We start from the raw sequence: 23969 nt of genomic DNA on the forward strand, positions 1-23969 counted from the left end.
TCACAGAAAGCCCAGTTTGACCTGAATGAGTTTTTCCACCTGGCGGATCACCCGGCGGCGCGATAGGAAGATGATCAGATGGTCGCCGTTTTCCACCGTCAAATCGTGATGCGCCATCAGCACCTGTTCGCCGCGGATGGCCGCCACGATGTGGCTGCCGTGCGGCATGTCGATCTGATCGATGCGGCGGCCGGTCAGCCGTGATTGTTGCGCGTCGCCGTGGATGATGACCTCCATCGCCTCCGACGCGCCGCGGCGCAGCGGATGGACCGCCTCCACGTCGCCCTGGCGGATATGGGCCAGGATGGAGCCTATGGTGGACAGGTGGGGCGAAATCACAATGTCGATGCGATGGCCTTCCAGCAGGTCCACATAGCTAGTGCGGTTGACCAGCGCCACCACCCGTCGCGCGCCCATGCGCTTGGCCAGCAGCGTGGACATGATGTTGTCTTCGTCGTCGTTGGTCAGCGCGCAGAACACGTCCATCTCGTCCACGTTCTCGGCGTCCAGCAGCTCTTCGTCGGTGGCTTCTCCGCGCAGCACCAGCGCGTGCTCCAGCCGTTCCGCCAGCCACTGAGCGCGTTCCGGCCGCGCCTCTATCACTTTGACGCTGAAATCGTTTTCCAGCAGTTTGGCCAGCCGGTAGCCGATGTTGCCGCCGCCGGCGATCATGATGCGTCGCAAGGGCCGCTCGCTGAAGCGCAGCTCCTTGAGCATCGCCTGCACGTGTTCGCGCGCTGCGACGAAGAACACCTCGTCGCCTTCCTCCAGCACGGTGTCGCCGTCCGGCACCAGAAGCTTGTCCCGGCGGTGGACGGCGCAGACGCGGCAATCCGCGTCCGGCATGTGTTCGCGGATATTGCGCAGCGGCATGCCCAGCAGCCGTCCGCCGGAGTGGGCGCGCGACACCACCAGCTGCAGCTTGCCGTCGGCGAAGTCCAGCACTTGCAGCGCGCCGGGGTAGGCGAACAGCTGATAGATGTGGTCGGTGACGATCTGTTCCGGACAGATGGCGGACTCGATGCCGAAATGGGCGAGCGGGTCGCCGTGCTCGGACGCCAAGTAGTCGCTGGAGCGGATGCGGGCGATGCGGGTGGGGATGTTGAAACAGGCCTCGGCCATCTTGCAGGCCACCAGATTGGTTTCGTCGTCGCGGGTCAGCGCCAGCACCATGTCGCTGTCCGCCGCGCCGGCCTCGGCCAGCACCTGCGGGTGAGCGGCGTTGCCGGCCACGGTGCGGATGTCCAGCCTGTCCTGCAGCTGCTTGAGCCGCGCGGCATTTTGATCCACCACCGTGATGTCGTTGTTTTCCGAAAGCAGGTTCTCCGCCACATTGGCGCCGACCTGTCCGCCGCCGAGAATCAGAATCTTCACCGCGTTGGCCTGATTGTTGGTTTGTTTATGCAATTTTAACGGTTAGTGAGGCCGCTTGCTTGTCGATTAAAAAAGCAAATCAGCAGCCTTGGCACAATCAATTAGACGAATTTGCCGTCAGCTATCAGAATGCACGCATCGATTTATTAAACCTGTCAGTCAATCCAAACAAGGAGTCTCGCCATGTTGCAAAACCGTGAAGGCCAACGCGTACCGAATGTCACTTTCCGTGTTCGTGACAACAACGAGTGGAAAGATGTCAGCACCGCCGAGCTGTTCGACGGCAAAACCGTAGCGGTGTTCTCGCTGCCGGGCGCGTTCACCCCCACATGTTCTTCTACCCACCTGCCGCGCTTCAACGAGCTGGCGCCGGCCTTCTTCGCCAACGGGGTGGATGCCATCCTGTGCGTATCGGTCAACGACACCTTCGTGATGAATGAATGGGCCAAGGACCAGGAAGCTCAGAACCTGGTGATGATTCCGGACGGCAACGGCGATTTCACCGAGGGCATGGGCATGCTGGTGGACAAGCAGGACCTGGGCTTCGGCAAGCGCAGCTGGCGCTACTCCATGCTGGTGAAGGACGGCGTGGTGGACAAGATGTTCATCGAGCCGCAAGAGCCGGGCGATCCGTTCAAAGTGTCCGACGCCGACACCCTGCTGGACTACATCAACCCCGGCGCCAAGAAGCCGGACCAAGTGGTGGTGTTCTCCAAGACGGGCTGCCCGCACTGCGCGCGCGCCAAGGCGGTGTTGAGCGAAAACGGCTACGACTTCGTCGAAGTGCCGCTGGACAACAAGGTGCGCGGCAAGGTGCTGGGCGCCGTGGCCGGCAAGATGACCGCGCCGCAAGTGTTCATCAACGGCGAGCTGATCGGCTCCGCCGACGAAGTGGAAAAGTACTTCTCCAAGTAAGGCCTGACCGTGTTCGTCCCCGGTGGCTCGGGCCCTGATGCCACCGGAGTTGTTGCGGGCCGGATGCTCCGTCCGGCCCTTTTTTTACCGGGATACGAGACGGCATGCTCAGCGTGCCGTGCCGTATCCCGATACCGAAAGGAATGAGATGCACACCTTGAACATCGATGTCGCCGTGATCGGCGCCGGCACCGCCGGCCTCGCAGCCTACCGCGCCGCCAAGGCGCGCGGCGCCAGCGCCGTGGTGATTGAAGGCGGCCCTTACGGCACCACCTGCGCCCGCGTCGGCTGCATGCCGTCCAAGTTGCTGATCGCCGCCGCCGAAGCCGCGCACGCGCTGCGCCACAGCGCGCCTTTCGGCGTGCACATGGACGGCGAGGTGCGCATCGACGGTCGCGAGGTGATGGACCGGGTCAAGCGCGAGCGCGACCGTTTCGTCGGCTTCGTGCTCAAGGGCGTGGAAGGCATTCCGCCGCAAGACCGGTTGCGCGGCTACGCTCGCTTCATCGACAACACCACCTTGCAGGTGGACGAACACACGCTGGTGCAGGCGCGCCGCGTGGTGATCGCCACCGGTTCTTCGCCGCTGATCCCGCCGCCGTTCCAGGTGTTTGGCGACAAATTGATCATCAACGACGATGTGTTCGACTGGGACACGCTGCCGGAAAGCGTGGCGGTGTTCGGCCCCGGCGTCATCGGCCTGGAACTGGGCCAGGCGCTGTCCCGCCTGGGTGTCAAGGTGCGCGTGTTCGGTCGCGGCGGCGGCGTCGGCCCGCTGTCCGATCCGGCGGTGCGCGACTACGCCAGCCAGGCGCTGGGCCGGGAGTTCTATCTGGACCCGGACGCCAAGGTGCTGGAAATGGGCTTGGCCGACGGCAAGGCGCAAATTCGCTACGTCAATCTGGACGGCGACGAGGTTTGCGAGCGTTTCGATTACGTATTGGCCGCCACCGGCCGCGCGCCCAATGTGCGCGGTCTGGCGCTGGAAAACGCCGGCCTGGAGCTGGATGCGGGCGGGGTGCCCAAGTTCGATCCGCGGACGTTGCAATGCGGGAACTCGCCGGTCTTCATCGCCGGCGACGCCAACAACATCCTGCCGCTGCTGCATGAGGCCGCTGACGAAGGCAAGACCGCCGGCGACAACGCCGCGCTGTATCCGGCGGTGGGGTCGGGCTTGCGCCGCTCCAGCATCGCCGTGGTGTTTTCCGACCCGCAGATGATGATGGTGGGCAGCCGCTACGCCGATTTGCCGGCGGGCGAGTTCGCGGTGGGCGAAGTCAGCTTCGAGGACCAGGGCCGCAGCCGGGTGATGGGCGTCAATCAAGGCCTGCTGCATGTTTACGCCGATCGTATCAGCGGCCGCTTCCTGGGCGCTGAAATGATAGGCCCGCGCGCCGAGAACCTGGCCCACTTGCTGGCCTGGAGTCATCAGCAAGGCTTGACCGTTGCCCAGATGCTGGAGATGCCGTTCTACCACCCGGTGATAGAAGAGGGCTTGCGCACCGCGCTGCGCGACGCCGCCGCCAAGCTGGCCCAAGACTGAAGCCGCGCCTAACCGTAACCGGCCGCCCCCGCCCGCTGATGACCATGGTCATCGCGGGCGTTTTTCATGTCCGAAAGGCAGGGAGCCTCCTCTCCTTTTTATCCAGCCGCGGCATAGGTGCGGACGGTTGGTTCACGAAAAAATTCTTCTCCGCATTTGGCCAGGCCTGATTCCATTGTGCTTTATGGATTTCCGTTTTCAAAAGCGCGGGACTATCTGCTTGCGTTGCGCGACGATAGAAAATTCTCCATGAATTTCAAATGCTTTTCTCCGATGTGGGCGCCGCCGCATGCCTTGCCCTTGTTGTTGGCATAAAGAATATGGTTGGGGTGACGTGAGTTTGGATTAGGAGATATTTAATTGTCTTAGGATAAATCCTATGGCACAGCTTATGGCTCGGAATGCAATATGGCCGCGCTCAGTGTCAATGGAGGGCATGGTCGTCGCTATAGTTGCTTTTGCGGTGAGTTGTGTTCTAGGACGTATGATTTCGCTGGAGATGATTTTTTCTTAAAGGGGAACTTATGAAGAAAAGAAGTCTGATTTTGCTGCTAGGTAGTGCTTTCATCGGAGTGCCATCTTTGGCGGCGGCCAATAGCGTCGACTTGTTGATTGCCGGCAGATTGATTCCCATGGCGTGTACTCCGACGTTGAGTGGTGGGGCCGTAATTGATTATGGGGATATTCCAGTTGCAAGCCTTCATCCTAAAGAGGCATACACTTTGGAGGACCGTAATGTAAACCTGACCATAGCTTGTCAGGAAGATACCGCATTAGGCATTCGGATCACTGATGCACGTGCTGATACCAAGCCTTTGTTGAATAGAGAAATTCCCAGGCCGAGCCAACATTCCGACTCGAATCTGGCGGTTGCAAGAACAGACAGGCAGACAATGGGTCTTGGCCTGGATGCCGCTTCAGGCAAGCTGGGTGTTTGGTGGATGCATGTTGATAGGGAAAATTTGAAGGCAAGCAATAGCGAGTCTGAAATAGTGAGCGAGGCCAAGTTGTTGTACTCCACCAATAATGGCAAGAGCTGGAGCAGGACGACAACCTCCCCGCTTGACCCGCATTATGGTGGGGCCGATTCAACGACCTTTGCCATCAAGAGCATTGCGGCGACCAGTCCTGCCGTGGCGGTTTTGCATGAGTTTCCTTCGGTCGTTGGAGGCGCGATCAATGCCCGGGGCAGCTTGACTGTGAAGGACGACACCAGACTGAATGGCAAAGGGGTGTTTACAATTTACTACCAATGAAACGAGGATGGAGTTGGATGTGAGTGACAGGGAGATGTTGTGGAGTGGCCGGCGACTATTGAGTTCGCCGGTTTTTATTTTGCAAATAATTAAAATATTCAGTAATTAATGATTGAGCAGCTTGAAGGGAGTGGTTTTGAGAAATTTTAGGGTAAATATCTGTATGGCTTAGGATAAATCCTATTGTGTGGGTCAGTGCGAACGATGCAATATTGATCTGCCCACTAATGGAAGTAAAAGTTGCCAGCGCTTAGATTTTTTGTTGGAGGCAAAGGCTTTCAAAGGGGGGCTTGGGTTGTGAGTTCTAATTTATTTGGAGAGTTATCCGTGAATAAGCAAAAAATGATTTTGGTGTTGGCAGCTGTTTTTGCTGGAACAGCGCAATGGGCGGCAGCAAACAGCGCAGACTTGCTGATTACCGGGAGGTTGATTCCGCCGGCATGTACGCCGACATTGAGCGGCGGCGCGGTAATTGATTATGGAGACATCCCGGTATCCAATCTAAGCGCCAGTGCCGCGCATACGCTGGAAGACCGTGATGTCAGTTTGACGGTGACTTGTGAGGAAGATACCGCGCTGGGAATTCGCATCACCGATGCCCGCGCGGAGAGCAAGCCTTTGCTGGGCAGTGAAATTCCACAGCCGGTCAAGCATTCTCAATCCAACCTTGCCGTGGCCACTGCAAACACCCAGACCATGGGCTTGGGGAATGATGCGGCTGCGGGCAAGCTCGGCGTATGGTGGATGACGGTTGATAGGGCCAATCTGAGAGCGACCAATAGTTTGTCCGAAGAGGTCAGCGAGCCCCGCCTGTTGTACTCCGATAATAGTGGTATTAGTTGGGGAGAAACCACCACGTCTCCTCTGAACCCGCATTTCGCCGGGGCCGGGGTAGGGGCTTTCGCCATCAAGGGCAAGGGCGTGAATACTCCCGCTGTGGCAACCGTACATACTTTCCCGATGGTTGTGGGCGCCGCATTGAATACCAAGGGGCGTTTGAACGTGAAGGACGACACTACGCTGGATGGAGTAGGTACTTTCACTATTTACTATCAGTAAGTTAATTAATCGACTTAGGGGGCGGTCGCCCGCCCCCAACGTTGATCAACATGGGCCGGCGCGCAGCGTGCCGGCTTTCTAATGCAGGCATGCTGGATCCCGCCTGTCGTCACGGCATGGCTGGATTGCGATTGGTTTTTGACGAGAGAGAGTTCCAGATGAAGAAGGCCTTGAATATGTTGGCCGCCGAGAACGTCGGCAGGGCGCTGGGTGCCCTGCTATTAGCCTTGCTGCCCTTGATGGCTTGGTCCGCCGGCGTGGTGCCGGAAACCTCCTTGGTGGTGGTGGAAGAGGGCGACGGAGAGGGTGTGATCAACGTCAAGAATACCGACGTCCATGCCAGCCTGATGTATGTCCGCCTGGAAAACCTGCCGGAAGACCCGGAGGGCCTGCTGCTTGCTTCTCCGCCCATTTCCAGGGTGGAGGGTGGAGAAAAGCAATTGGTCCGCTTTTTATTGAAATCGTCGCGTCCGCTGCAGACTGAGCGGCTGATGCGAGCTTCTTTCGAGGGAATTCCCGCGGTAACCGCCGAGAAAGGGCATCGCATCCAGATGACCTTCAATCAGAATTTGCCGGTGCTGATTCGTCCCAAGGGCCTGCCGCGTGAAAGAGAACCATGGACCAAGTTGCAATGGGGCCTGGCGGAGAACGGCATGGTGGAAGTGAAGAACGACAGCCCTTATGTAGTGCGGCTGTCCACGCACAAGGTGGAGTTGCAGCCAGGCAAGCAAGCGTTGGAGCTACCCAAGGCCTATATCTTGCCCGGCGAGCGTCTGCAACTGGCGTCGGCAGGTCAGACGCTGCCGTTGGATGCCACTCACGTCAAGTTATGGCCGGCAACCAGTTACGGCTATGCGGTGGACTCATTCACTGCGTCCTTGAACTGAACGATGAAGTTTGGTCATGAACATTAGCCAAGCGATTGTCGCAGCGATGCGTGTTGTCATGCTGGCCTGGCTGCCGTGCGCGCCGGCCCTGGCGGCGAGCGCGCAGTTCGAGTTGACGGCCGAAGTGGTGCCGCCCAGCTGCACGCCCAGTTTTTCCAACAACGGCGTGGTCGACTACGGCGTCATCGCCTGGTCCACGCTGAATCAGGGCGCGACGCTACTGAGCGAGCGTGAGCTCAGCTTGCGGGTGCAGTGCGATCAGCCGGCTCTGGTGGGTTTGAGCATACGGGACAACCGACGCGATAGCCGAGCGGACATCGCCGTCATGGGGGCGGTCCGGGCGTCGGCGTCCTTGCTGCCGACGGAGGCGGAACAGACTCTGGGTCTGGGCCGGGATGGCCGCAAGCAAGCGCTGGGCTATTGGTGGTTGACTCCGGTTGAGGCCCGAGCAGACGAGCGCACGGCGGCGCTGATGCGTAGCGACGTCAGGCAGGAAGGGTGGCTGCAAGCCGACGCCGCGCCGTTGGACCTGCGCTACGGCTACGCGTTGGGAACGCACAAGGCGTTGCAGCCTGCCAGCACCCATGTGCTCACTCTGCGGGTCGGCGCCGCGCTCAGGGGGCGGCAAGCGCTCAGCGCGCGCGAGCTCGTTCAGCTGGATGGCCACGCGACGGTCACGGTCTTCTATCCCTGATTTCCCTATTCATCCAAATTCTTTGGTCCTGCTAGATGAAGTGTTCAATTGAATGGTTGCTCCGGCCCATTCCGCTATTGCTGTGGCTGGTCGGGCTGGTTCCGGTGTTTTCCGTTGAAGCGGCGGCGCGAGGCGTGCCCGAAGACGGCACGATGTTCGACTTGGGCGTATTGAAGGCAAGCGGCATCGATCCCGGCGTGGCGGAGTACTTCAGCCAGGGCGCGCGCTTTGTGCCAGGTAGGAATCGGGTGTCCTTATCCGTCAATGGCGCCGGCCGCGGCAGCACCGAGCTGACGATAGACGGGAATGGTCGCCTGTGCGTCGACGACGGGTTCTGGGCCGCCGCCGGTTTGTTGCCCACGGCTGACCGGCAGCCGGCGGAGGCAGGCTGCCGCGAGCTGACGGACTTTTATCCGCAGGCGGTGGTTAAGCTGCGGCCGGAGCTGGCACGGGTGGACATCCTGGCGCCCAGCAGCGCCTTGCGGCGCGAGCAGGCACAGCTGGACGGCTACGACAGCGGCGGCGGCGCCGGTCTGTTCAACTATGAGTTGCTGGCCATGCGCAGCAGCAGCGGCGGGCGAAGCCTGCAGTATCTGCAGGGCTTCACGGAGCTGGGATTCAATTGGAACGACTGGATGGTGCGCAGCCGGCAAAGCTTTGCGCGCAACGAGGCGAGCAATCGTTTCCAGTACCTGTACAGCTATGCGCAGAAGACCCTGCTGGACAGCAAGTCCATCCTGCAATTGGGCGAGCTGTCGCTGAACAACCCCCTGTCCGCCGGCGTGAACTTCTCCGGCGCGCAGTGGCTGCCGCAAGGAGCGCTGTTGCCGCGAGGCAACTTGCCGCTGGTCAAGGGCATCGCCCAGAGCGAAGCCCGGGTGGAAGTGCGGCAATCCGGCGCGTTGGTGTACAGCACGATGGTGCCGCCCGGCGCTTTTGAATTGAACGATGTGCCCATCCTCTCGGCGGGTTTCGATCTACATGTCACCGTTACTGAAAGCGATGGCAGTCAGCACGCTTTCACCGTGCCGGCGGCGGCGTTTTTCGCTAGTCCGGCCGGCGACGATGAGGGTTTCAATATCGCGGCGGGCAGGGTGCGCCAGTTTGGAGGCCAGGATGGCGACACGCCGTGGCTGTTTTCCGGCAGCCGCAGCTGGCGGCTGGCCCGGGAGTTGGATCTCAGCCTGGGCGGCCTGTGGTCCGAGCGCTTTCATTCCGCCGGCGGGGCCTTGTCCTATCTGCTGAGTCCTCAGGTCTTGGTCGGCGCGCGAGCGGTGACCTCCCGCGACAATGCGGCGAACCGGAGCGGCATGCAATACAGCGCGTCCTTGAGCGCGGCCTGGGGCGAGCGCTTATCCGGCGCTTTGAGTGTGAGCCGGCAGAGCGCCCACTTCCGCACGCTGTCGGATTCCGCGGCTCGGCAGCAGGAGACGCCGACGGCGTTGACGCAGTACGGCCTGTCTCTGTCTTATCGCCATGACGCGCTGGGCGCGTTCAGCCTGGGCGTCACTCGCTCCCGCAACGGCGCGGATGCCACTCAGCGGTTGAATGGCGGCTGGAGCCGGCGTCTGGGCGGCGCCAATGTGACCTTGAACATGGGCCGCGATTTGGGGCAGAGCGCGGGCGCGCATCGCAATCAGTTTTACTTGAACGTGGATCTGCCGCTGGAGCGCGCCAGCCTGAGCGCTTATCTGCAACGCTATGGTCAGAGCGAAACCCTGGGGACCAGTTACCGCGAAATCGTCAGCGACAACCTGAATTACAGCGTGGCGGCGGAGCGGGACGCCAACAGGAACAGCACTGGCTTCAACGGCAACTTGCACTGGATTCCGCGTTACGCCCAGCTGGGCCTGGGCTTGAGCCAGCGCAGCGGCGCGCAATCCTACAACGCCAGCCTGCGCGGTGGCGCGCTGTGGCATGAACGCGGATTGACTTTCTCGCCCTATCCGCTGCGCGACAGCATCGGGGTGGTGTCGGTGGGGGGCTTGTCCGGGGTGAAGTTCAGCACGCCCAGCGGCCCGGTGTGGAGCGATGGCGAGGGGCTCGCGGTATTGGCAAGCCTGAACGCTTATGCCGATACCCGGGTGGAACTGCAGACGCCTAGCCTGCCGCGCAACGCGGATGTGGCGAACGGCTTGAAGGTAGTGCGCGCCGGGCATGGTTCGGTCAGCCAGGTGGCGTTCTCGGTGCTCAAAACCCAGCGCCTGTTGATCCAGATTGTGGGCGAGGGCGGCACGTCATTGGCGGCGGGTTTGAGCGTGGTTGACGCGGAAGGGCGCTTTGTCACGATAACAGGGAGCGGCGGCGAGGTGTTTCTGGATCAGGCGATGGCGCAGAACGGACTGTATGTCGAGCATCTGCCGGGGCAACGCTGCCGGCTGAGCTATGTGTTGCCGGACGAGGAGGCGTCCGCCTTGTACCAAACCGTCAAGGCAAGCTGCGTGCAGGGGCCGCCAAGCGCGCAGCTCAAAGCGGAGGCGCCGGAGCGCCGCGACGAAGACAGAGGAGCGGAGGGATGAGAATGAGCAAGTGGAGTTTGCTTGTGCTGGCGGCCTTGAGCGCCGGCGTCGCGGCCGAGGAGCGGCGGTGCGCGTTGACCGTGAGCTCGCCCCATCTGGATTATGGCGTGGTGCCGCTGGCCGCCTTGCGCGAACATGTCGGTCGAGGCGTGTTGGGGGCCGGCCTGGAGGCGCGAGTGTTGAGCTTGCAAGCCGTCTGCGATCAGCCCCAGGCGCTGGCCTTGCGTTTCAACGGCCCGGCGGCGGATGCGGCCTCGTTCCGCTTCGGTCCCCAGGGCTCGGTGCGACTGGTGTTGCGCTCGGCGACGTTGGATGGGCGCGCCGCCTACTTCCGGCTAGAGGGGGAAGCGGGTGGCGAACGTCTGCGCTCGGCCCCGCTGCGTCCCGGCCAGCGGGTGTATGTGTATCCCGATGGCGGCGAAACGGGCCGAGCATTGCAGCTGGAACTGGAAGTGCGGCCGGCGCTGCCGGCCGGCGCGGTGCCCTCCTGGGAGCGGGAGCGCTGGCGGATGGACGGGGTGTTCGAACTGGAGGCTGTCGACGCTTAGAGCGGCTAACAAACCCCTGATGCTGCGTTGCGCCGCCTTGTCGTACTCAACGGTACATGAGCATTTCGAAGACGTTTTCAACGCCGTATCACCGACGCGCAGCAGATCGTAAACAGGTTCTTAGCCGCGCAACGCCCGCAGCCAGTCCAGCCGTTGCCGCCAGATCACCGGCGCGGCGCTGAGCAGATGCAGCGTGGCCAGAATATTGAGCGCGGCGGTGGCCAGCAGCAGGATGGCGATGCTGTCGTAAAACTTCAGCGCCAGCGCGCTGCCGATGGCGGCGGCCACCATGTAGAAGCCGTTGGCGATATTGTTGGCGGCCACGGCCTGGGAACGGAAATCGTCCGGGCTGGCGGTTTGCAGCCAGGTGTACAGCGGCACGGTGAAGAAGCCGCCGAAGAAGCCCAGCAACGCCACGTCGACCATATTGCGCCAGCTGCCGGCGCGGGCGAGGAAATCGGCCAGACCGATCAGCTCGCCGCGGTAGTGCGGCAGCGCGGACAGCGCCAGGTCGCCGCCAAACAGTGTCATGCCTACGCTGCCCACCAGCACCATGCCCAGTTGCAGCTTGCCTTGCGACAATTTGGCGCAGACCACCGAACCCAGGCCGATGCCGATGGAGAACAGCGCCAGCAGCAGGGTGTAGACGCCGGCGTCCCCGCCCAGATGCAGGCGGGTGAAGGTGGGCAGCTGGGTGGTGTAGACCGCGCCCATCAGCCAGAACCAGGAAATGCCGAGGATGGCGCAGCGCACGTCGCGGATGCGCCAGGCGTCGCGCATCAGCACTACCGAATCCTTGAGGAAATTGAAGGACAGCTTCAACTCCGGCGCGCCGGGCCGGGCCGGCGGCATCGCGCGGCTGGCGCCGTAGCCGAATAGGGCGGTGGCCAGCAAGGTGGCGGTGATCAGCAGCGGGCCGCCGGTGGTCAGCATGCTGCCGCCGATCTGGCCGACCAGGATGGCGAGAAAGGTGCCCATTTCGATCAGGCCGTTGCCGCCCACCAGCTCATGCTCTTTCAGGTATTGCGGCAGCACCGAGTATTTGAGCGGGCCGAAAAAGGCGGAGTGGGCGCCCATCAGAAACAGCGCGGAGAGCAGCAGGCCGGCGGAGTGCAGGAAGAAGCCGGCGCCGGCCAGCAGCATGATGGCGATCTCGGCCAGCTTGATCCAGCGGGCGATGACGGCCTTGTCGTAACGCTCGGACAATTTGCCGGCGGTGGCGGAAAACAGGAAGAAGGGCAGGATGAACACGCCGGCGGCCAGATTGACCAGTTGCTCCGGCGGCAGCCCGGCCAGGCTGAGGCCGTGAAAGCTGATCAGCACCACGATGGCGGTTTTCAGCAGGTTGTCGTTGAACGCGCCCAGAAACTGGGTGCCGAACAGCGGGAAGAAGCGCCGGGTGGCGAAGAAGGAAAAGCCTGCTTTCACGTGGATGCCGATCTGGTGTCATGAGCCGGAAACGCATGCTAGCGGATTCGCGGCGGGCTGTCAGCCGAGGGACGGCGGGTTTTCCGTATAATGCGGCGCATGATGCTACGTCTGTGTTGTTGCCTGTTGATCTGCCACGCGGCCTGGGCCGGCGAACTGTCGTCGCGGCTGGACGCCGCCCTGGCCGAGTCGCGGCCGGCGCAGTCTTTGGCGCTGACGCGGATCCAGTCGCTGGACGAGGGCCTGATCGCGCCGGAGTCGTTGCAGCCGGCCTGGTCTCGCTACGGCCTGCGCGCCCTGCGGCAGCTGGCGGCGCACGAGCGCGGCTGCGAGGGGGATCTGTCCGCCGTGCCGCCGCTGTGGCGGGATTTCGAAGGCCGGCGCTGCGCGGACGGGCGCTTGCCGGCGGATTGGCTGCGCCTGCATCCGGTCCATCCGTTGGGCGGCAGCAGCGCCGCGCATTGGCGGCAGGGCCGGCCGCTGGGGGAGGCGGCGGACTGGCTGCACGTGCGCGAGCGCGCCGACGACCTGGGGTTGTTGGGCGCTTTGTCCGACGACAATCTGGATGCCTTGCTGGCCGGCGCGCGCTGGCTGTGGCAGGACGGCGCCTTGTGGCGGCTGCGCGACGGCCATTGGCGGCTTTACCCGGCCGCCGCCTGGCGGGAGCGGGCGGAAGCGGGCGGGGTGAGTGTGTCGGCGGCCGGGACGAGTGCTTGCGCGGAGCGTATGGACGGGCTGTGTTTGAACCCTACGCCGGCGCCGGCCTGGCCGTGGCGGGTGGTGCTGGCGGGCCTGGCCGGGCTGGCGTTGGCCGGCGGCGGCTGGCTGGCCTGGCAGCGGCGGCGTCTGGAGCGGGAGCGGCGCTTCGCCTTGCAGATGCTGACCCATGAGTTGCGCACTCCCATCGCCGGCCTGGCCGGCGTGGTGGAGGGGCTGCGCCGCGACTTCGACCGCCTGCCGGATTCCGCTCAAGATCATTTTGGTCATTTGGCCGGCGGCGTCAGCCGCCTGCGCCAGTTGGCCGAAGCCAGCCGCCATTACTTGTCCGCCGACCGGCTGGACGAGGGGCGGCAAGCGGTGCGGTTGGCGGAGTGGCTGGACGCGGTCGCGGAGCGGCACCAGGCCGCTTTTTGCCTGAACGAGGACGCGACGCTGCTGTTGCCGGCCTATTGGCTGGGTCTGTGCCTGGACAATCTGCTGGCCAACGCGCGCCGGCACGGCCGGCCGCCGTGGCGGGTGCTGGCGGACTGGGACGGCCGCAGACTGACGCTGACGGTGTGCGACGGCGGCCGTCTGTCGGATTACCGGCTGCGCCGACTGACGCGGCGCGGCAGCGGCGGCGAAGGCATGGGCTTGGGCCTGGCCATTGTCCTGCGGGTGCTGGCGAGGCTGGGCGGGCGGCTGCGCCTGTCCGGCCCGCCCACGAGTTTTAGCTTGCAACTGCCCGTCAAGCGGGCGCCGCGACAGGATCATCTTGCATGAACACCTTGCTGCTGATTGAAGACGACGAGACGCTGGGCGAGGGCCTGAGCCGCTTTCTAGAGGACGCGGGCTATCGCTGCCTGTGGCTGCGGCGGGCGGAAGAGGCGGCAGCGCAGTGGCTGCGCGCCGACCTGGTCATCCTGGACCGCAGCTTGCCGGACGGCGACAGTCTGCGGCATCTGCCCGGCTGGCTGGCGCTCAAAGCCTTGCCGGTCATCGTGCTGACGGCTCGGGTGGAGGTGGGCGACCGGGTGGCCGGCTTGGAGGCGGGCGCGCGCGATTACCTGAGCAAACCCTTCGCCCACGCCGAGTTGCTGGCGCGGATTCGCGCTCAGCTGCGGCCCCTGGGCGACGGCAGCCTGAGTCTGGGGGCCCTGAGCCTGCAGCCGGCCAGGCAGTCGGCGAACTGGCAGGGACGGGAGGTGGCCTTGACGCGCACCGAGTTCGAATTGCTGGCCTTGCTGGCGCGCATGGCCGGGCGGGTGATGAGCCGCGACGAACTGCTGAACCAGGTCTGGGGCTATCAACATTTCCCGTCCACGCGCACCGTGGACACCCATATCCTGCAACTGCGGCAGAAGCTGCCCGGCCTCGTCATCGAAACCGTGCGCGGCGTCGGCTACCGCCTGGAGCAGGCCTGATGCGGCGCGCTTTGTGCCTGTGCCTGGCGCTGGCCGCGCCGGCCGTCGCCGACCCCTTGGCGGCCTTGAACCGAGCCTTGCTGGGGGCGGACGACGCGGCCGCTTGGCGCGCGTTGTCCGAGAGCTGGCCGGCCTTGCGCAGCCAGGCGCAGCGGCAGGCCTGGACGCAGGCGCTGGCGGCGCTGAGCGCCGAGCATTGCGGCAAGGACGCGCCGTTGACGCTGCCGGCCTGGTTGCCGCGGCTGACGCTGGAACTGGCGCAGCGCGACATGCCGCTGGCGCGCGCCTACCGGGTGGTGTTGAGCGGCCGCGGCGCGCTGGAGGACGCCAGGCTATTGGACGCGCAGGGGCATGACCTGTTGCGCGGCGGCTTGCTGGAGCGGGAAGACGGCCAGGGCTTCCGCCTGGAAAGCGCGGACCTGAGCCGGCCGCTGGCGGCGGGCGCTTATCGCTTGCAGCTCAGCGCCGCCGGCCGGCAATGGCAGGCGGAGCTGGCCTTGCCGGAAGTAGCCAACCTGGACTGGCTGTCACGCAGCCCGCTGGCGGTATCGCGTTTGCCGCCGCCGCGCGCGGCCTGCGCGCAGCCTTGGCTGGAGCAATCGCTGCTGCGGCGCAGCGATTACGGTTTTGTCTGGTGGCGACGGCGCGAACTGGGCGAGGCGTTGCGCTGGCCGCCCGGCCGGGGCGAGTTATGGCAGAGCGTGGCCCTGGTTCGCGTCGAGGCGCGCGGTCAATTGGTGCTGAGGGTGGCGCACCGCCAGGTTGGGCCGCGCTGAAATCCTGACATTGGCCTGACAATCGCGACGGCCTTTGCCTTTCTAATCTCTTCATCTTGATTCGAATATGGAGAGTGCCCGCGATGTCGATATCCCCCCGTTCCCTTGTTTTTGCGCTGGCGGCGGTGAGCCTGCCCTTAAGCGCCTGGGCGCAGATCCGCTTGGAAAACGCCCAGTGGCGGGTGGCGCTGGACCCGGCCACCCTGGCGGTGACCGCGACGCCGACCGGACAACCGCCGCTGGAGGTGTCGACGGGCGGCCCCGCGCGGAAAGTGGCGAACCTGAGCGCGGACGCGGCCGGCGCCGCCTGGTCCTGGGGGCGAGATCGTTATCGCTTGAGCGCGCGCCTGGACGGCCCGGATCTGACGTTGACGGTTCAAGCCGGGGCCGGCGCCGCGGAAACCGTGCAGCTGCTGCGGCAGCCGACGGCGGCGATGGGGCGCGGCTTGTTGCTGCCCTTGGCGGAGGGCAGTTATGCGCCGGCCGGAGATCCGCTGTGGTTGGATTTCCTGCCGCGCTTCGCCGGCGATGGGCTGAACACCTCGGAAAACCTGAGCCTGCCTCTGTGGGGCATGGATTACGGCGCAAGCAGCTTGCATTGGCTGCTGCTGAATCCCTTCAACAATCGTTTGAAGGTCAGCCGGGACGGCACCGGTCTGGGGCTGGCGCTGAGTCATGATTTCAACGTCTTGAACCGACAGGAGCCGATGACGCTGCTACTGCATCTGGCAGACGGCGACCCCTTGGCCGGAGCCAAACGTTATCGGCAATGGTTGATCGGGACCGGGCGTTTCGAAAGCCTGGCGGACAAGATGCGCGCGCAGCCGGAAACCGCCAAGCTGGTGGGCGCCAGCCATGTCTATCTATGGGGCAACGATTTGCTGGGTGCGGCCGATGTGCTCGACTGGGGGCGCTGGGTGAGCCTGTTGCGCGGCGACAGCGAGCTGGCGCGGCGCTTGAGAGGGCGCTTCGACGCGGAAGCCGCCGCGGCGTTGCGGGCGGCTTCGGCCCGGCCGGACGCCTACCAGCGCCGGGTCTTGTTGACGGCTTTCAACCAGGCGGCCACGGCGGAGGCGCGCGCCGGTTGGCTGAGCGCCGCGCCGGAGTGGAGCAAGCTGGCCGCGCCTTACCGCCGCTTGCGGCGCGAGGTGAGAGCAGTGTTCGGCGCGGCCTTGGCCGAGCCGGACGATTGGGGCGGCGGCTTATCGCGCCGCACGCTCCGGGTTTTGAGCGCGGCCGGATTGGAGCGGCTATGGCTGGGGGTGGACAATTGGGAAGGGGGCTTGTGGCAGCCGCAAGCGATGGCGGAGGGCGTGCGTGCCGGCTACCTGATGGCGTCCTACGACTCCTACGAAACCGCCTTGCCGCCAGGGAAGCGCGAAGACTGGCTGACGGCGCAGCAGGGCGCCACCGCGTATCGAAACTGCGGCATCACCTTGGCCAGCGGCCGGCGCAAGAGCGGTTTCCAGCAGTCCGGCTATTACACCAATCCGGAGTGCGTGCGGCCTGTGTTGCGTCAGCGCAGCCAGGCGCTGCATCTGGCTTTGGGTTTCAACAGCTGGTTTCTGGACGCCTACGCCACCGGTATGGTGTTTGACGATTACACGCCGGGCCGGCGCATGAGCCAGGCCGACGTGGCGGCCGGCAACGAACGCAGCATGGCCTGGGTGAGGGATCGTTTCGGCGTGCCGGTGGGGTCGGAGAACGGCAACGCGGCCACCTCGCGAGGAATCGCCTTCGCGCACGGCATGCAGGTGCCGGTGCTGGGCTGGGGCGATCCCGATTTGCAGAAAAACCCCAAGTCGCCGTACTTCCTGGGCCGCTGGTTTCCGGCGGATCAGCCCGAGGTGTTTTTCCGCTCGGTCCCCTTAAAGCAACCCTATCTGAACATTTACTACCAGCCGCGCTACCGGCTGCCGCTCTACCAGGCGGTGTTCCACGACTCCATTGTCACCACTAATCACTGGCTGTACGACAACCTGAAGTTCAGCAACGCCTATGCCGACAATCTGCTGACGCAATGGTTGTACAACACGCCGCCGCTCTGGCATGTGAGCGCGGAGAGCCTGACACGGCGGCTGCCGCTGATGCGTTGCGCGGATCAGGTGTTTCGGCCCCTGCACCGGCAACTTGCGACTCAGGCCATGACCGGCTTTGCCTGGTTGACGCCGGATCGCTTATCTCAACAGACCCGTTTCGCCGATGGCAGCCGGCTGACAGTCAATTTCAGCGCGGAGCCGCGCTTGCTTGATGGGCACGAGTTGGCCGGTCAGACGATGCGGGCGCAGTTGGCCGGGCAGCCGGAGCGCACGGTTTCCTTAAAGGACTGCGAACCGAGTCCGGCCTTATGAGCCGATGTCCGACAGACATGAGTTAAATGCATTGATTTAATCGTCTTTCTGATTTTTACACATGTCATGAAAATATCGCGCCGCGCAGCGCATTGGCAAAAAGGCAACGAGTGTTGGCGGCCGCTACAGGGGAGGCCGGCGCGCCGCAGCCGGCTGCAAGCCTTTACCGGCGGCCTTTGTGCCGGGCGCCGGCGTGACGGGCCCCGGCTAGCGCGAGGCCGCAGTCGGGAAAATGGTATGTGACGAATTATGATGTGAATTGACCGTCTGTAATAAATGCTTCAAGCATCGTGTCAGGCCATATGACAAATAGTCTGTGGCTGGATGATCTGCTGAAAGCGTGTCTAGAGAAGCGCGCTAAGCAGGTTAGACACATGACTGGAGAAATCATGAGAACTAGCAAGAAGAAGTTGGTACTGGCCTTGGCCCTGGCAGGCCTGGGCGGCCAAGCCGGCAGTGTTTGGGCGGCGGAGTCCAGCAGCGGCACCCTGGATCGGGTGGAAATCACCGGTTCCAACATCAAACGCAGCATCAAGCAAGAAAAGGCGCTGCCGGTGACAGTGGTGCGCACCGAGGAAATGAGCAAGCAGGGTTTCACCACGGTGGAACAAGTGGTGAATTCGCTGGCTAGCAACCAATCCAGCATGGTGGGCGCTTCGTCGGTGCAGACGGTGTCGGGCGGTGCCTCTTACGCCAGCCTGCGCGGTCTGGGGTCGCAGTACACGCTGGTGTTGCTGGACGGCCGTCGTGTCGCCAGCCAGGCGATTGGCGGTTACGCCACGGATTTGAACGCCATTCCCTTGTCGGCGATTGAGCGCATCGAAGTGCTGCGCGACGGCGCCTCAGCCATCTACGGCACCGACGCCATCGGCGGCGTGATCAACTTCATCACCAAGAAGAGTTACCAAGGCGTGACGGTGGCGGGCGAACTGGTGTCCACCGATCACAAGGGCGGCAATACCGGCAGCGCCAGCATCACCGCAGGCATCGGCGACTTGAGCAAGGACGGCTACAATGTTTACGGCTCCTTGAGCTATCAGAAGCTGGACGCCATCACCACGCTGAACCGCTCCTTCGCCAACAAATACCTGACTGCGGACAATCTGAGCGGCCGGGTCTTTCCGTCCAACTTTACTTACAAGGGCAACGCCTACAACCCGGCGGCGCCGAATTGCAAACCGCCGTACGCCAAGCCGATAGATGCCAACTCCTGTGGCGAAAACGCCAACCTCTACATGGACCTGACGCCGGAGGTGGAACAACTGACCGCCTTCGTCAAGGGTACCAAGCAGATTGGGGACCATACCCTGTCGCTGCAGTACATGGGCGCGCGCAACGTCAGCACCACGCATATCTCGCCGGCGCCGCTGGCCAAGATCGCCACGTTGAAGGCCGGTGACAAGTATTATCCGACACATTTGCCGGACGGCACTCCCACCGACGGTAGCGACGTGGTGATCAACTCGCGCTCCGTGCCGCTGGGCCCGCGCGTGACTGAGAGCCTGTCCACCACGCAGCGGCTGGCTTTCAATGCCGAAGGCTTGCTGGCGGGCTGGGATTACCGCGGCGGGGTGGCCTACTCCGAGAACAAGACCACCATCAACTACAAGTCCGGCTATGTGCACGGCGACAAGATCGCCGCCGCCTTCCAGGACGGCACCATCAACCCCTTTGGCGACTCTGCGCCAGGCGCCTGGCAGAGCACTGAACTGAAGGGCGACGGCTGGGTCGCCAAATACCAGACGGTGATGGCGGACTTCAAGGTTAGCAAGGAAGTGTTGCAGTTGCCGGCCGGCATGATGGCGACGGCTTTCGGCGTGGAAACCCGGCGCGAGAAGCTGGACAGCCAGATCCAGGACATCGCCCAGTACGCGCTGGGTTCCGGCATCGCCGATTCCAAATCCACCAGCGGCAGCCGCGGGGTGACCGCGGCCTATGTCGAAGCGGATATCCCCATCTTCAAGAATTTCGACGCCCAGCTGGCGGCGCGTTACGACCGCTATACCGACTTCGGCAGCTCCTTCAACCCTAAGGTCGCCGTCAAGTACCAGCCTATCCCGCAGGTCTTGTTCCGCTCCTCGGCCAGCAAGGGTTTCCGCGCGCCGACGCTGTACGACGTGTTCACGCCCAATAGCAAGACCTACACCGCCAACAAGTTCAACGACCCCTTGCGCTGCCCAGGCGGCACGCCGGCCAACGGCGGCAACAAGGTGGACGATTGCAACACCCAGTTTGAAGCGCTACAGGGGGGCAACAACAACTTGTCGCCGGAGAAGGCCAGCTCGCTGACCTTCGGCATCGTGATCGAGCCGATCAAGGAAATCACCGCCAGTGCTGACTTCTGGTGGACCACGGTGAAGGACACCATAGGCGCGCTGGATCCGGGCGTGATTTTCGCCGATCCGGGCAAGTACGCCGACAAGTTCGTGCGCAACGCGGATGGCTCGCTCAACCATGTGATCACCACCACCCAGAACCTGGGTACCTTGAGCGCGGCCGGCGTGGACATCAGCCTAGCCTTCCGCTTGCCCAAGAATGCTTGGGGCAATTTCAGCGTCAACCTGGATGGCACCTACACTTCCAAGTACCAGCAACAGTTGGAGCCGAAGGGGCCCTATTTGAGCTCGCTGGGCGGTTGGTACAAGGATATTCTGCAACCGACCTTGCGCTGGAAGCACAGCCTGGCGTTCAACTGGGCGCAAGGGCCGTGGAGCGGGGTGCTGGTGCAGAACTATTCGTCGGGCTATACCGATCTGAACCCCAACGATGAAGGCCACAATGTGCGCCCATATTCCAACTGGAACCTGTCCGGCAGCTATGTCTGGGACAAGAGGCTGACCATTACCGCGGGCATTCGCAACCTGTTCGATCAGGAGCCGCCGTTCAGCAATCAGACCAAGACCTTCCAGTACGGTTTTGATCCGGTGGTGGCGGATCCAGTGGGGCGCGCCTACTTCCTGAAAGCCAGCTACAAGCTTTAAGCCTCGGCAAGTTGGATTGACCAAGCCCCGTCGCGTCGTTTGGCGCGGCGGGGTTTTATGTTTTTGGAATGATTTTTCTTGTGTGGAAAGGGCTAAATCGGAACGCACGATATTGGCGATTCATGATTTTTTGCATGCCTGCCATTAAAAAAACGAATGCATAAGTTTTTGCAAAATTAGTCTAATCTTAAATTCTTGTACAAATTTGTCGTAAAAATGCAAAAAAGCAACAATGGCAAGTTGTGTTCGCTATAAAAAATGACATGGAATTAGCTGGGGATTGTAAAAGCTGCTGGCAAAAATCAGGGGCATAGTCTATTGATTTTCAAGCGCTAACATGATTTTTACGCATTTCTCCGTCAAACGGCACATTGGCGCGGGCCGCCGGACAGCGCGGATCATCCCTCAACAAATATTGACGGGAAGCAACAATCCTTAACACACTCGAAACACGGTCATGACGTTCGATTGTCGACGACCTGCAGTATCCAGCAAACGTTCGCCAGAAGCGTTGCTGGTTTCCGTGTGCAGTTAAGGAGAAATCAAGTTGAGAAGTCAAAAGAAGCAGCTAGTGCTTGCCCTGGCCATGGCCGGCATGGCGAGTCATGCGCCGTTCGCATTCGCCGCTGAGGCGAACTCCGGTCAGCTGGATCGGGTAGAGGTCACCGGTTCCAACATCAAGCGCAGCATCAAGCAGGAAAAAGCGCTGCCCGTCACTATTCTCAAAACCGAAGACCTGGCCAAGCAAGGCCTGACCACGGTGGAGCAGGTGGTCAACAGCATCGCCGCCAACCAGTCGTCGCAAGGTGCGGCAGCTGCAGTGGGCGCCTCTACGGGCGGTGCCGCGTTTGCAAGCTTGCGTGGTCTGGGCAATCAATACACCCTTGTGTTGCTGGACGGTCGTCGCATGGCCAATCAGGCGATTGACGGTACTTCCGCCGACCTGAACGCCATCCCTCTTTCCGTGATTGATCGAGTGGAAGTGTTGCTGGACGGCGCCTCCGCCATTTACGGCACCGACGCCATCGGCGGCGTGATGAACTTCATCACCAAGAAGAGCTTGAAGGGCTTCAGCATTGGAGGCAGTTTTTCCAATCCGCAGCACGGCGGCGGCGATGATAAAAACATCAATGTTTCCTATGGCTACGGGGATTTGGGTAACGACGGTTTCAATATTTACGGCGCCATCGATTACCAGAAAAAAGACCCAGTGATGGCATCTCAGCGCGGCTTTGCTTCGCTGATCAATAAAGATACCGGTTCCAGTCCCAATGCCTGGCCTGGCAATTATGTTGATGGGGTTACCGGGGACTTAATGACTCCGTCCGCACCGAATTGCCGGCCACCGTTCTCCACGTTCAATGGCGAAAACTGCCAGGAATATTACTCGCTGTACCCCAGCATTATTCCGGAGGTAGAGCAGATTTCCGGTGTGATCAAGGCCACTAAACGCATTGGCGACAATCACGAATTGTCGTTGCAATACACCCGCACCGAAACCACCACCACCTCCCAAAACGCGCCGTTGCCGACTGGGGGAGATATCACCCGCGCCAACGCGGTGGACCCGAGCAAGCGCGACCAGTTGTATGTGCGTACCGTCCCGCTAGGTAATCGCGTGACTGAAGCCAATTCGGTCACGCAGCGCCTGATGCTGAATATGGAAGGCCTGATCGCCGGTTGGGATTATCGCGCCGGCATCGGCCGTTCGGAAAACCTGGTCAAGGAAAATCTGAACTCCGGCTACGTTAGCAAGAGCAAGATGCAGTCCGCGGTCGACAGCGGGGCTTTGGATCCGTTTGACTTGTCCGGCAATAATCTGGCGGCCTGGCGTTCGGTGGGCATAACCGGCCAGACCAAGGAAGCCAAGTCCACCATAGACATGGCCGACATCAAGGCTAGCCGCGAAGTGCTGCAACTACCGGCCGGGATGATGGCCATCGCCTTTGGCGCGGAGGTACGCCGCGAGTCTTTGAGCACGATCTACAACAAAGCGGTAACCCGCGATGCGCTGAGCACTGGTCAGAACAAGACCGAAGACGCCGCTGGCAGCCGCAACTCCTATTCGTTGTACGGCGAGGCGGATATTCCAGTTCTGAAGAACCTGGACGCGCAGTTGGCCGCGCGTTACGACCACTACAGCGACTCCGGCAGCTCTTTCAATCCCAAGGTGGCGGTGAAGTACCAGCCGCTGCCGCAGCTGATGTTCCGCTCCTCCGCCAGTACCGGTTTCCGTGCACCGTCTCTGTACAATATGCACAAGCCTAACCAGTTGCAGCTGACAGGCCGTGCCTATGTGGATTACGGTGCTTGCCCTAATGGCAAAACCCCGGTGCCGGGCGCGAACGCCTTAGCGTGCCAGAGTATTCAGCGGGATATCCGTTACGGCGGCAACAAGAACCTGGAGCCGGAAAAGTCGTCCTCCTTGTCCTTTGGCATCGTGATCGAGCCGGTGAAGAGCTTTACCGCCAGTGCCGACTTCTGGTGGACCATGATCAAGAATCAGATCAATGTGATCCCGGAAGATACTATCTTCGCTAATCCGTCCAAATATTCGGATCGCTTCATTCGCGATAGCAACGGCAATCTGTCTTATATCGTCGATGACTATTCCAACCTGGGTAATTTGAGCGCGGCCGGGGTGGACATCAAGATGAACTGGCTGTTGCCCAGGACCGCGATTGGCACTTTCAATGCGTCCCTGGATGGCACCTATCTGTCCAAGTACTCCTACCAGAAAGAGAAAGAGGGCCCGTACTTCAGCAACCTTGGATCTTACATCGATGCGAACGGTCCGGCTTTCCGCTGGCAGCACACTTTGTCGATGAACTGGTCGCTGGGCGCGTGGAGCGGGGTGCTGGCGCAGAACTATCGTTCCGGCTACACCGACAGCAACTCGAAGAAAGGTCAGAACAATACTGTGCGGCCTTACTCCACCTGGAATCTGTCTGGGTCCTACGCCTGGAACAAGCAGCTGACGGTGACCGCCGGCATCAAGAACCTGTTCGATCAAGAGCCGCCGTACTCCAACCAGAGCGATACCACGCCGCGTAGCTACGATCCGCGCTTTACCGATCCGATGGGCCGTTCCTTCTTCCTCAAGGCTAATTACAAGCTCTAAGGCGGCGGGACACTGGACGGGGCGGATCGGATCCGCCCTGTTCTCGGGCTCGGCGGCGCGCCGCCGCCGGGCGAATCAGAAGACAGTGGATATAAACATGACGAGCATCACAGCCAGAGGAATCGGCGGTCCCCCGCCCAAGCGCCGCATCGCGGGCTTGGTCGGCGTGATCGTCTTCCATGCACTGTTGATCTACGCGCTGGTGTCGGGCCTGGCCCAGGGCGTGGTCAAAGTGATCCAGCAAAAAGTGGAAGTGGCGGTCATCAGCGAACCGCCGCCGCCTCCGCCGCCCCCTCCGCCCAAGATCGAGAAAGTGGTGCAGCCCACCGCCGCGCCCAAGCCGCAGGCCTATGTGCCGCCGGTGGTCAATCCGCCGCCGGTCACCTCCACGGCC

General features: G+C 62.3%; 16 protein-coding genes and 1 pseudogene. 15 read left to right on the top strand and 2 right to left on the bottom strand.

What is annotated here, in order from left to right; all coding sequences use genetic code 11:
- Positions 1-1374 (bottom strand): Trk system potassium transporter TrkA, encoded by a 1374-nt coding sequence (trkA, locus tag MOV80_RS22155; RefSeq protein ID WP_039755462.1) that lies wholly within the window; start codon positions 1372-1374, stop codon positions 1-3.
- 183 nt (positions 1375-1557) lie between these two features.
- On the opposite strand from trkA, the gene MOV80_RS22160 reads away from it, so the two are divergent.
- The 8 genes from MOV80_RS22160 (at position 1558) to MOV80_RS22195 (ending at position 10795) form a co-directional block, all read left to right on the top strand.
- Positions 1558-2289 carry a glutathione peroxidase gene (locus tag MOV80_RS22160; protein WP_249605496.1) on the top strand — a complete coding sequence of 244 codons (732 nt, stop codon included), beginning with the start codon at positions 1558-1560 and terminating at the stop codon, positions 2287-2289.
- A gap of 148 nt (positions 2290-2437) precedes the next feature.
- Entirely contained in the window at positions 2438-3832 is a 1395-nt protein-coding gene (locus MOV80_RS22165; protein WP_249605497.1) for a dihydrolipoyl dehydrogenase, read from the top strand.
- Positions 3833-4356: 524 nt separating this feature from the next.
- Positions 4357-5088, top strand: coding sequence for a DUF1120 domain-containing protein (locus MOV80_RS22170; protein WP_118267094.1), 732 nt, complete (start codon positions 4357-4359; stop codon positions 5086-5088).
- A gap of 327 nt (positions 5089-5415) precedes the next feature.
- Positions 5416-6147 (top strand): DUF1120 domain-containing protein, encoded by a 732-nt coding sequence (locus MOV80_RS22175; RefSeq protein ID WP_156188015.1) that lies wholly within the window; start codon positions 5416-5418, stop codon positions 6145-6147.
- A 158-nt stretch (positions 6148-6305) separates the two neighbouring features.
- On the top strand, positions 6306-7034 hold the full coding sequence (locus tag MOV80_RS22180; RefSeq protein WP_249605498.1) for a fimbria/pilus chaperone family protein: 729 nt from the start codon (positions 6306-6308) through the stop codon (positions 7032-7034).
- 16 nt (positions 7035-7050) lie between these two features.
- Positions 7051-7728 carry a DUF1120 domain-containing protein gene (locus MOV80_RS22185; RefSeq protein ID WP_118267096.1) on the top strand — a complete coding sequence of 226 codons (678 nt, stop codon included), beginning with the start codon at positions 7051-7053 and terminating at the stop codon, positions 7726-7728.
- Positions 7729-7763: 35 nt separating this feature from the next.
- Complete coding sequence (locus tag MOV80_RS22190; protein WP_118267098.1) at positions 7764-10247, top strand: fimbria/pilus outer membrane usher protein; 2484 nt, start codon at positions 7764-7766, stop codon at positions 10245-10247.
- Positions 10248-10249: 2 nt separating this feature from the next.
- Positions 10250-10795 (top strand): hypothetical protein, encoded by a 546-nt coding sequence (locus MOV80_RS22195; protein WP_118267100.1) that lies wholly within the window; start codon positions 10250-10252, stop codon positions 10793-10795.
- A gap of 120 nt (positions 10796-10915) precedes the next feature.
- Here MOV80_RS22195 and MOV80_RS22200 read toward each other — a convergent pair whose 3' ends face one another.
- Positions 10916-12223, bottom strand: a complete 1308-nt coding sequence (locus MOV80_RS22200; protein ID WP_048416027.1) for an MFS transporter — start codon at positions 12221-12223, stop codon at positions 10916-10918.
- 99 nt (positions 12224-12322) lie between these two features.
- Here MOV80_RS22200 and MOV80_RS22205 point away from each other — a divergent pair, with 99 nt between their 5' ends.
- The 7 genes and pseudogenes from MOV80_RS22205 to MOV80_RS22235 all read left to right on the top strand — a co-directional run.
- Positions 12323-13705 carry a DUF3404 domain-containing protein gene (locus MOV80_RS22205; protein ID WP_249605499.1) on the top strand — a complete coding sequence of 461 codons (1383 nt, stop codon included), beginning with the start codon at positions 12323-12325 and terminating at the stop codon, positions 13703-13705.
- On the top strand, positions 13702-14346 hold the full coding sequence (locus MOV80_RS22210; RefSeq protein ID WP_081576363.1) for a response regulator transcription factor: 645 nt from the start codon (positions 13702-13704) through the stop codon (positions 14344-14346). Before MOV80_RS22205 ends, MOV80_RS22210 begins: the two co-directional genes overlap by 4 nt.
- Entirely contained in the window at positions 14346-15122 is a 777-nt protein-coding gene (locus MOV80_RS22215; RefSeq protein ID WP_118267104.1) for a DUF2861 family protein, read from the top strand. The genes MOV80_RS22210 and MOV80_RS22215 overlap by 1 nt, the downstream gene beginning before the upstream one ends.
- A gap of 83 nt (positions 15123-15205) precedes the next feature.
- The gene (locus MOV80_RS22220; protein WP_249605500.1) at positions 15206-17473 is read left to right on the top strand and encodes a glycoside hydrolase; all 2268 of its coding nucleotides are present in this window, start codon (positions 15206-15208) and stop codon (positions 17471-17473) included.
- Positions 17474-17862: 389 nt separating this feature from the next.
- Entirely contained in the window at positions 17863-20454 is a 2592-nt protein-coding gene (locus tag MOV80_RS22225) for a TonB-dependent receptor (protein WP_052052256.1), read from the top strand.
- A gap of 547 nt (positions 20455-21001) precedes the next feature.
- Complete coding sequence (locus tag MOV80_RS22230) at positions 21002-23575, top strand: TonB-dependent receptor (protein WP_232060541.1); 2574 nt, start codon at positions 21002-21004, stop codon at positions 23573-23575.
- Positions 23576-23672: 97 nt separating this feature from the next.
- A pseudogene (locus tag MOV80_RS22235) lies at positions 23673-23969 on the top strand (hypothetical protein); the annotation flags it as partial.

It is taken from the genome of Chromobacterium sp. IRSSSOUMB001 (assembly GCF_023507765.1).
GTDB classification, from domain to species: Bacteria; Pseudomonadota; Gammaproteobacteria; order Burkholderiales; family Chromobacteriaceae; genus Chromobacterium; species Chromobacterium haemolyticum.

Coding starts and splice junctions, on each gene's coding strand:
- MOV80_RS22160 (WP_249605496.1), top strand. CDS start 1,558: ATGTTGCAAAACCGTGAAGGCCAACGCGTACCGAATGTCACTTTCCGT.
- MOV80_RS22165 (WP_249605497.1), top strand. CDS start 2,438: ATGCACACCTTGAACATCGATGTCGCCGTGATCGGCGCCGGCACCGCC.
- MOV80_RS22170 (WP_118267094.1), top strand. CDS start 4,357: ATGAAGAAAAGAAGTCTGATTTTGCTGCTAGGTAGTGCTTTCATCGGA.
- MOV80_RS22180 (WP_249605498.1), top strand. CDS start 6,306: ATGAAGAAGGCCTTGAATATGTTGGCCGCCGAGAACGTCGGCAGGGCG.
- MOV80_RS22185 (WP_118267096.1), top strand. CDS start 7,051: ATGAACATTAGCCAAGCGATTGTCGCAGCGATGCGTGTTGTCATGCTG.
- MOV80_RS22190 (WP_118267098.1), top strand. CDS start 7,764: ATGAAGTGTTCAATTGAATGGTTGCTCCGGCCCATTCCGCTATTGCTG.
- MOV80_RS22195 (WP_118267100.1), top strand. CDS start 10,250: ATGAGCAAGTGGAGTTTGCTTGTGCTGGCGGCCTTGAGCGCCGGCGTC.
- MOV80_RS22205 (WP_249605499.1), top strand. CDS start 12,323: ATGATGCTACGTCTGTGTTGTTGCCTGTTGATCTGCCACGCGGCCTGG.
- MOV80_RS22210 (WP_081576363.1), top strand. CDS start 13,702: ATGAACACCTTGCTGCTGATTGAAGACGACGAGACGCTGGGCGAGGGC.
- MOV80_RS22215 (WP_118267104.1), top strand. CDS start 14,346: ATGCGGCGCGCTTTGTGCCTGTGCCTGGCGCTGGCCGCGCCGGCCGTC.
- MOV80_RS22220 (WP_249605500.1), top strand. CDS start 15,206: ATGTCGATATCCCCCCGTTCCCTTGTTTTTGCGCTGGCGGCGGTGAGC.
- MOV80_RS22225 (WP_052052256.1), top strand. CDS start 17,863: ATGAGAACTAGCAAGAAGAAGTTGGTACTGGCCTTGGCCCTGGCAGGC.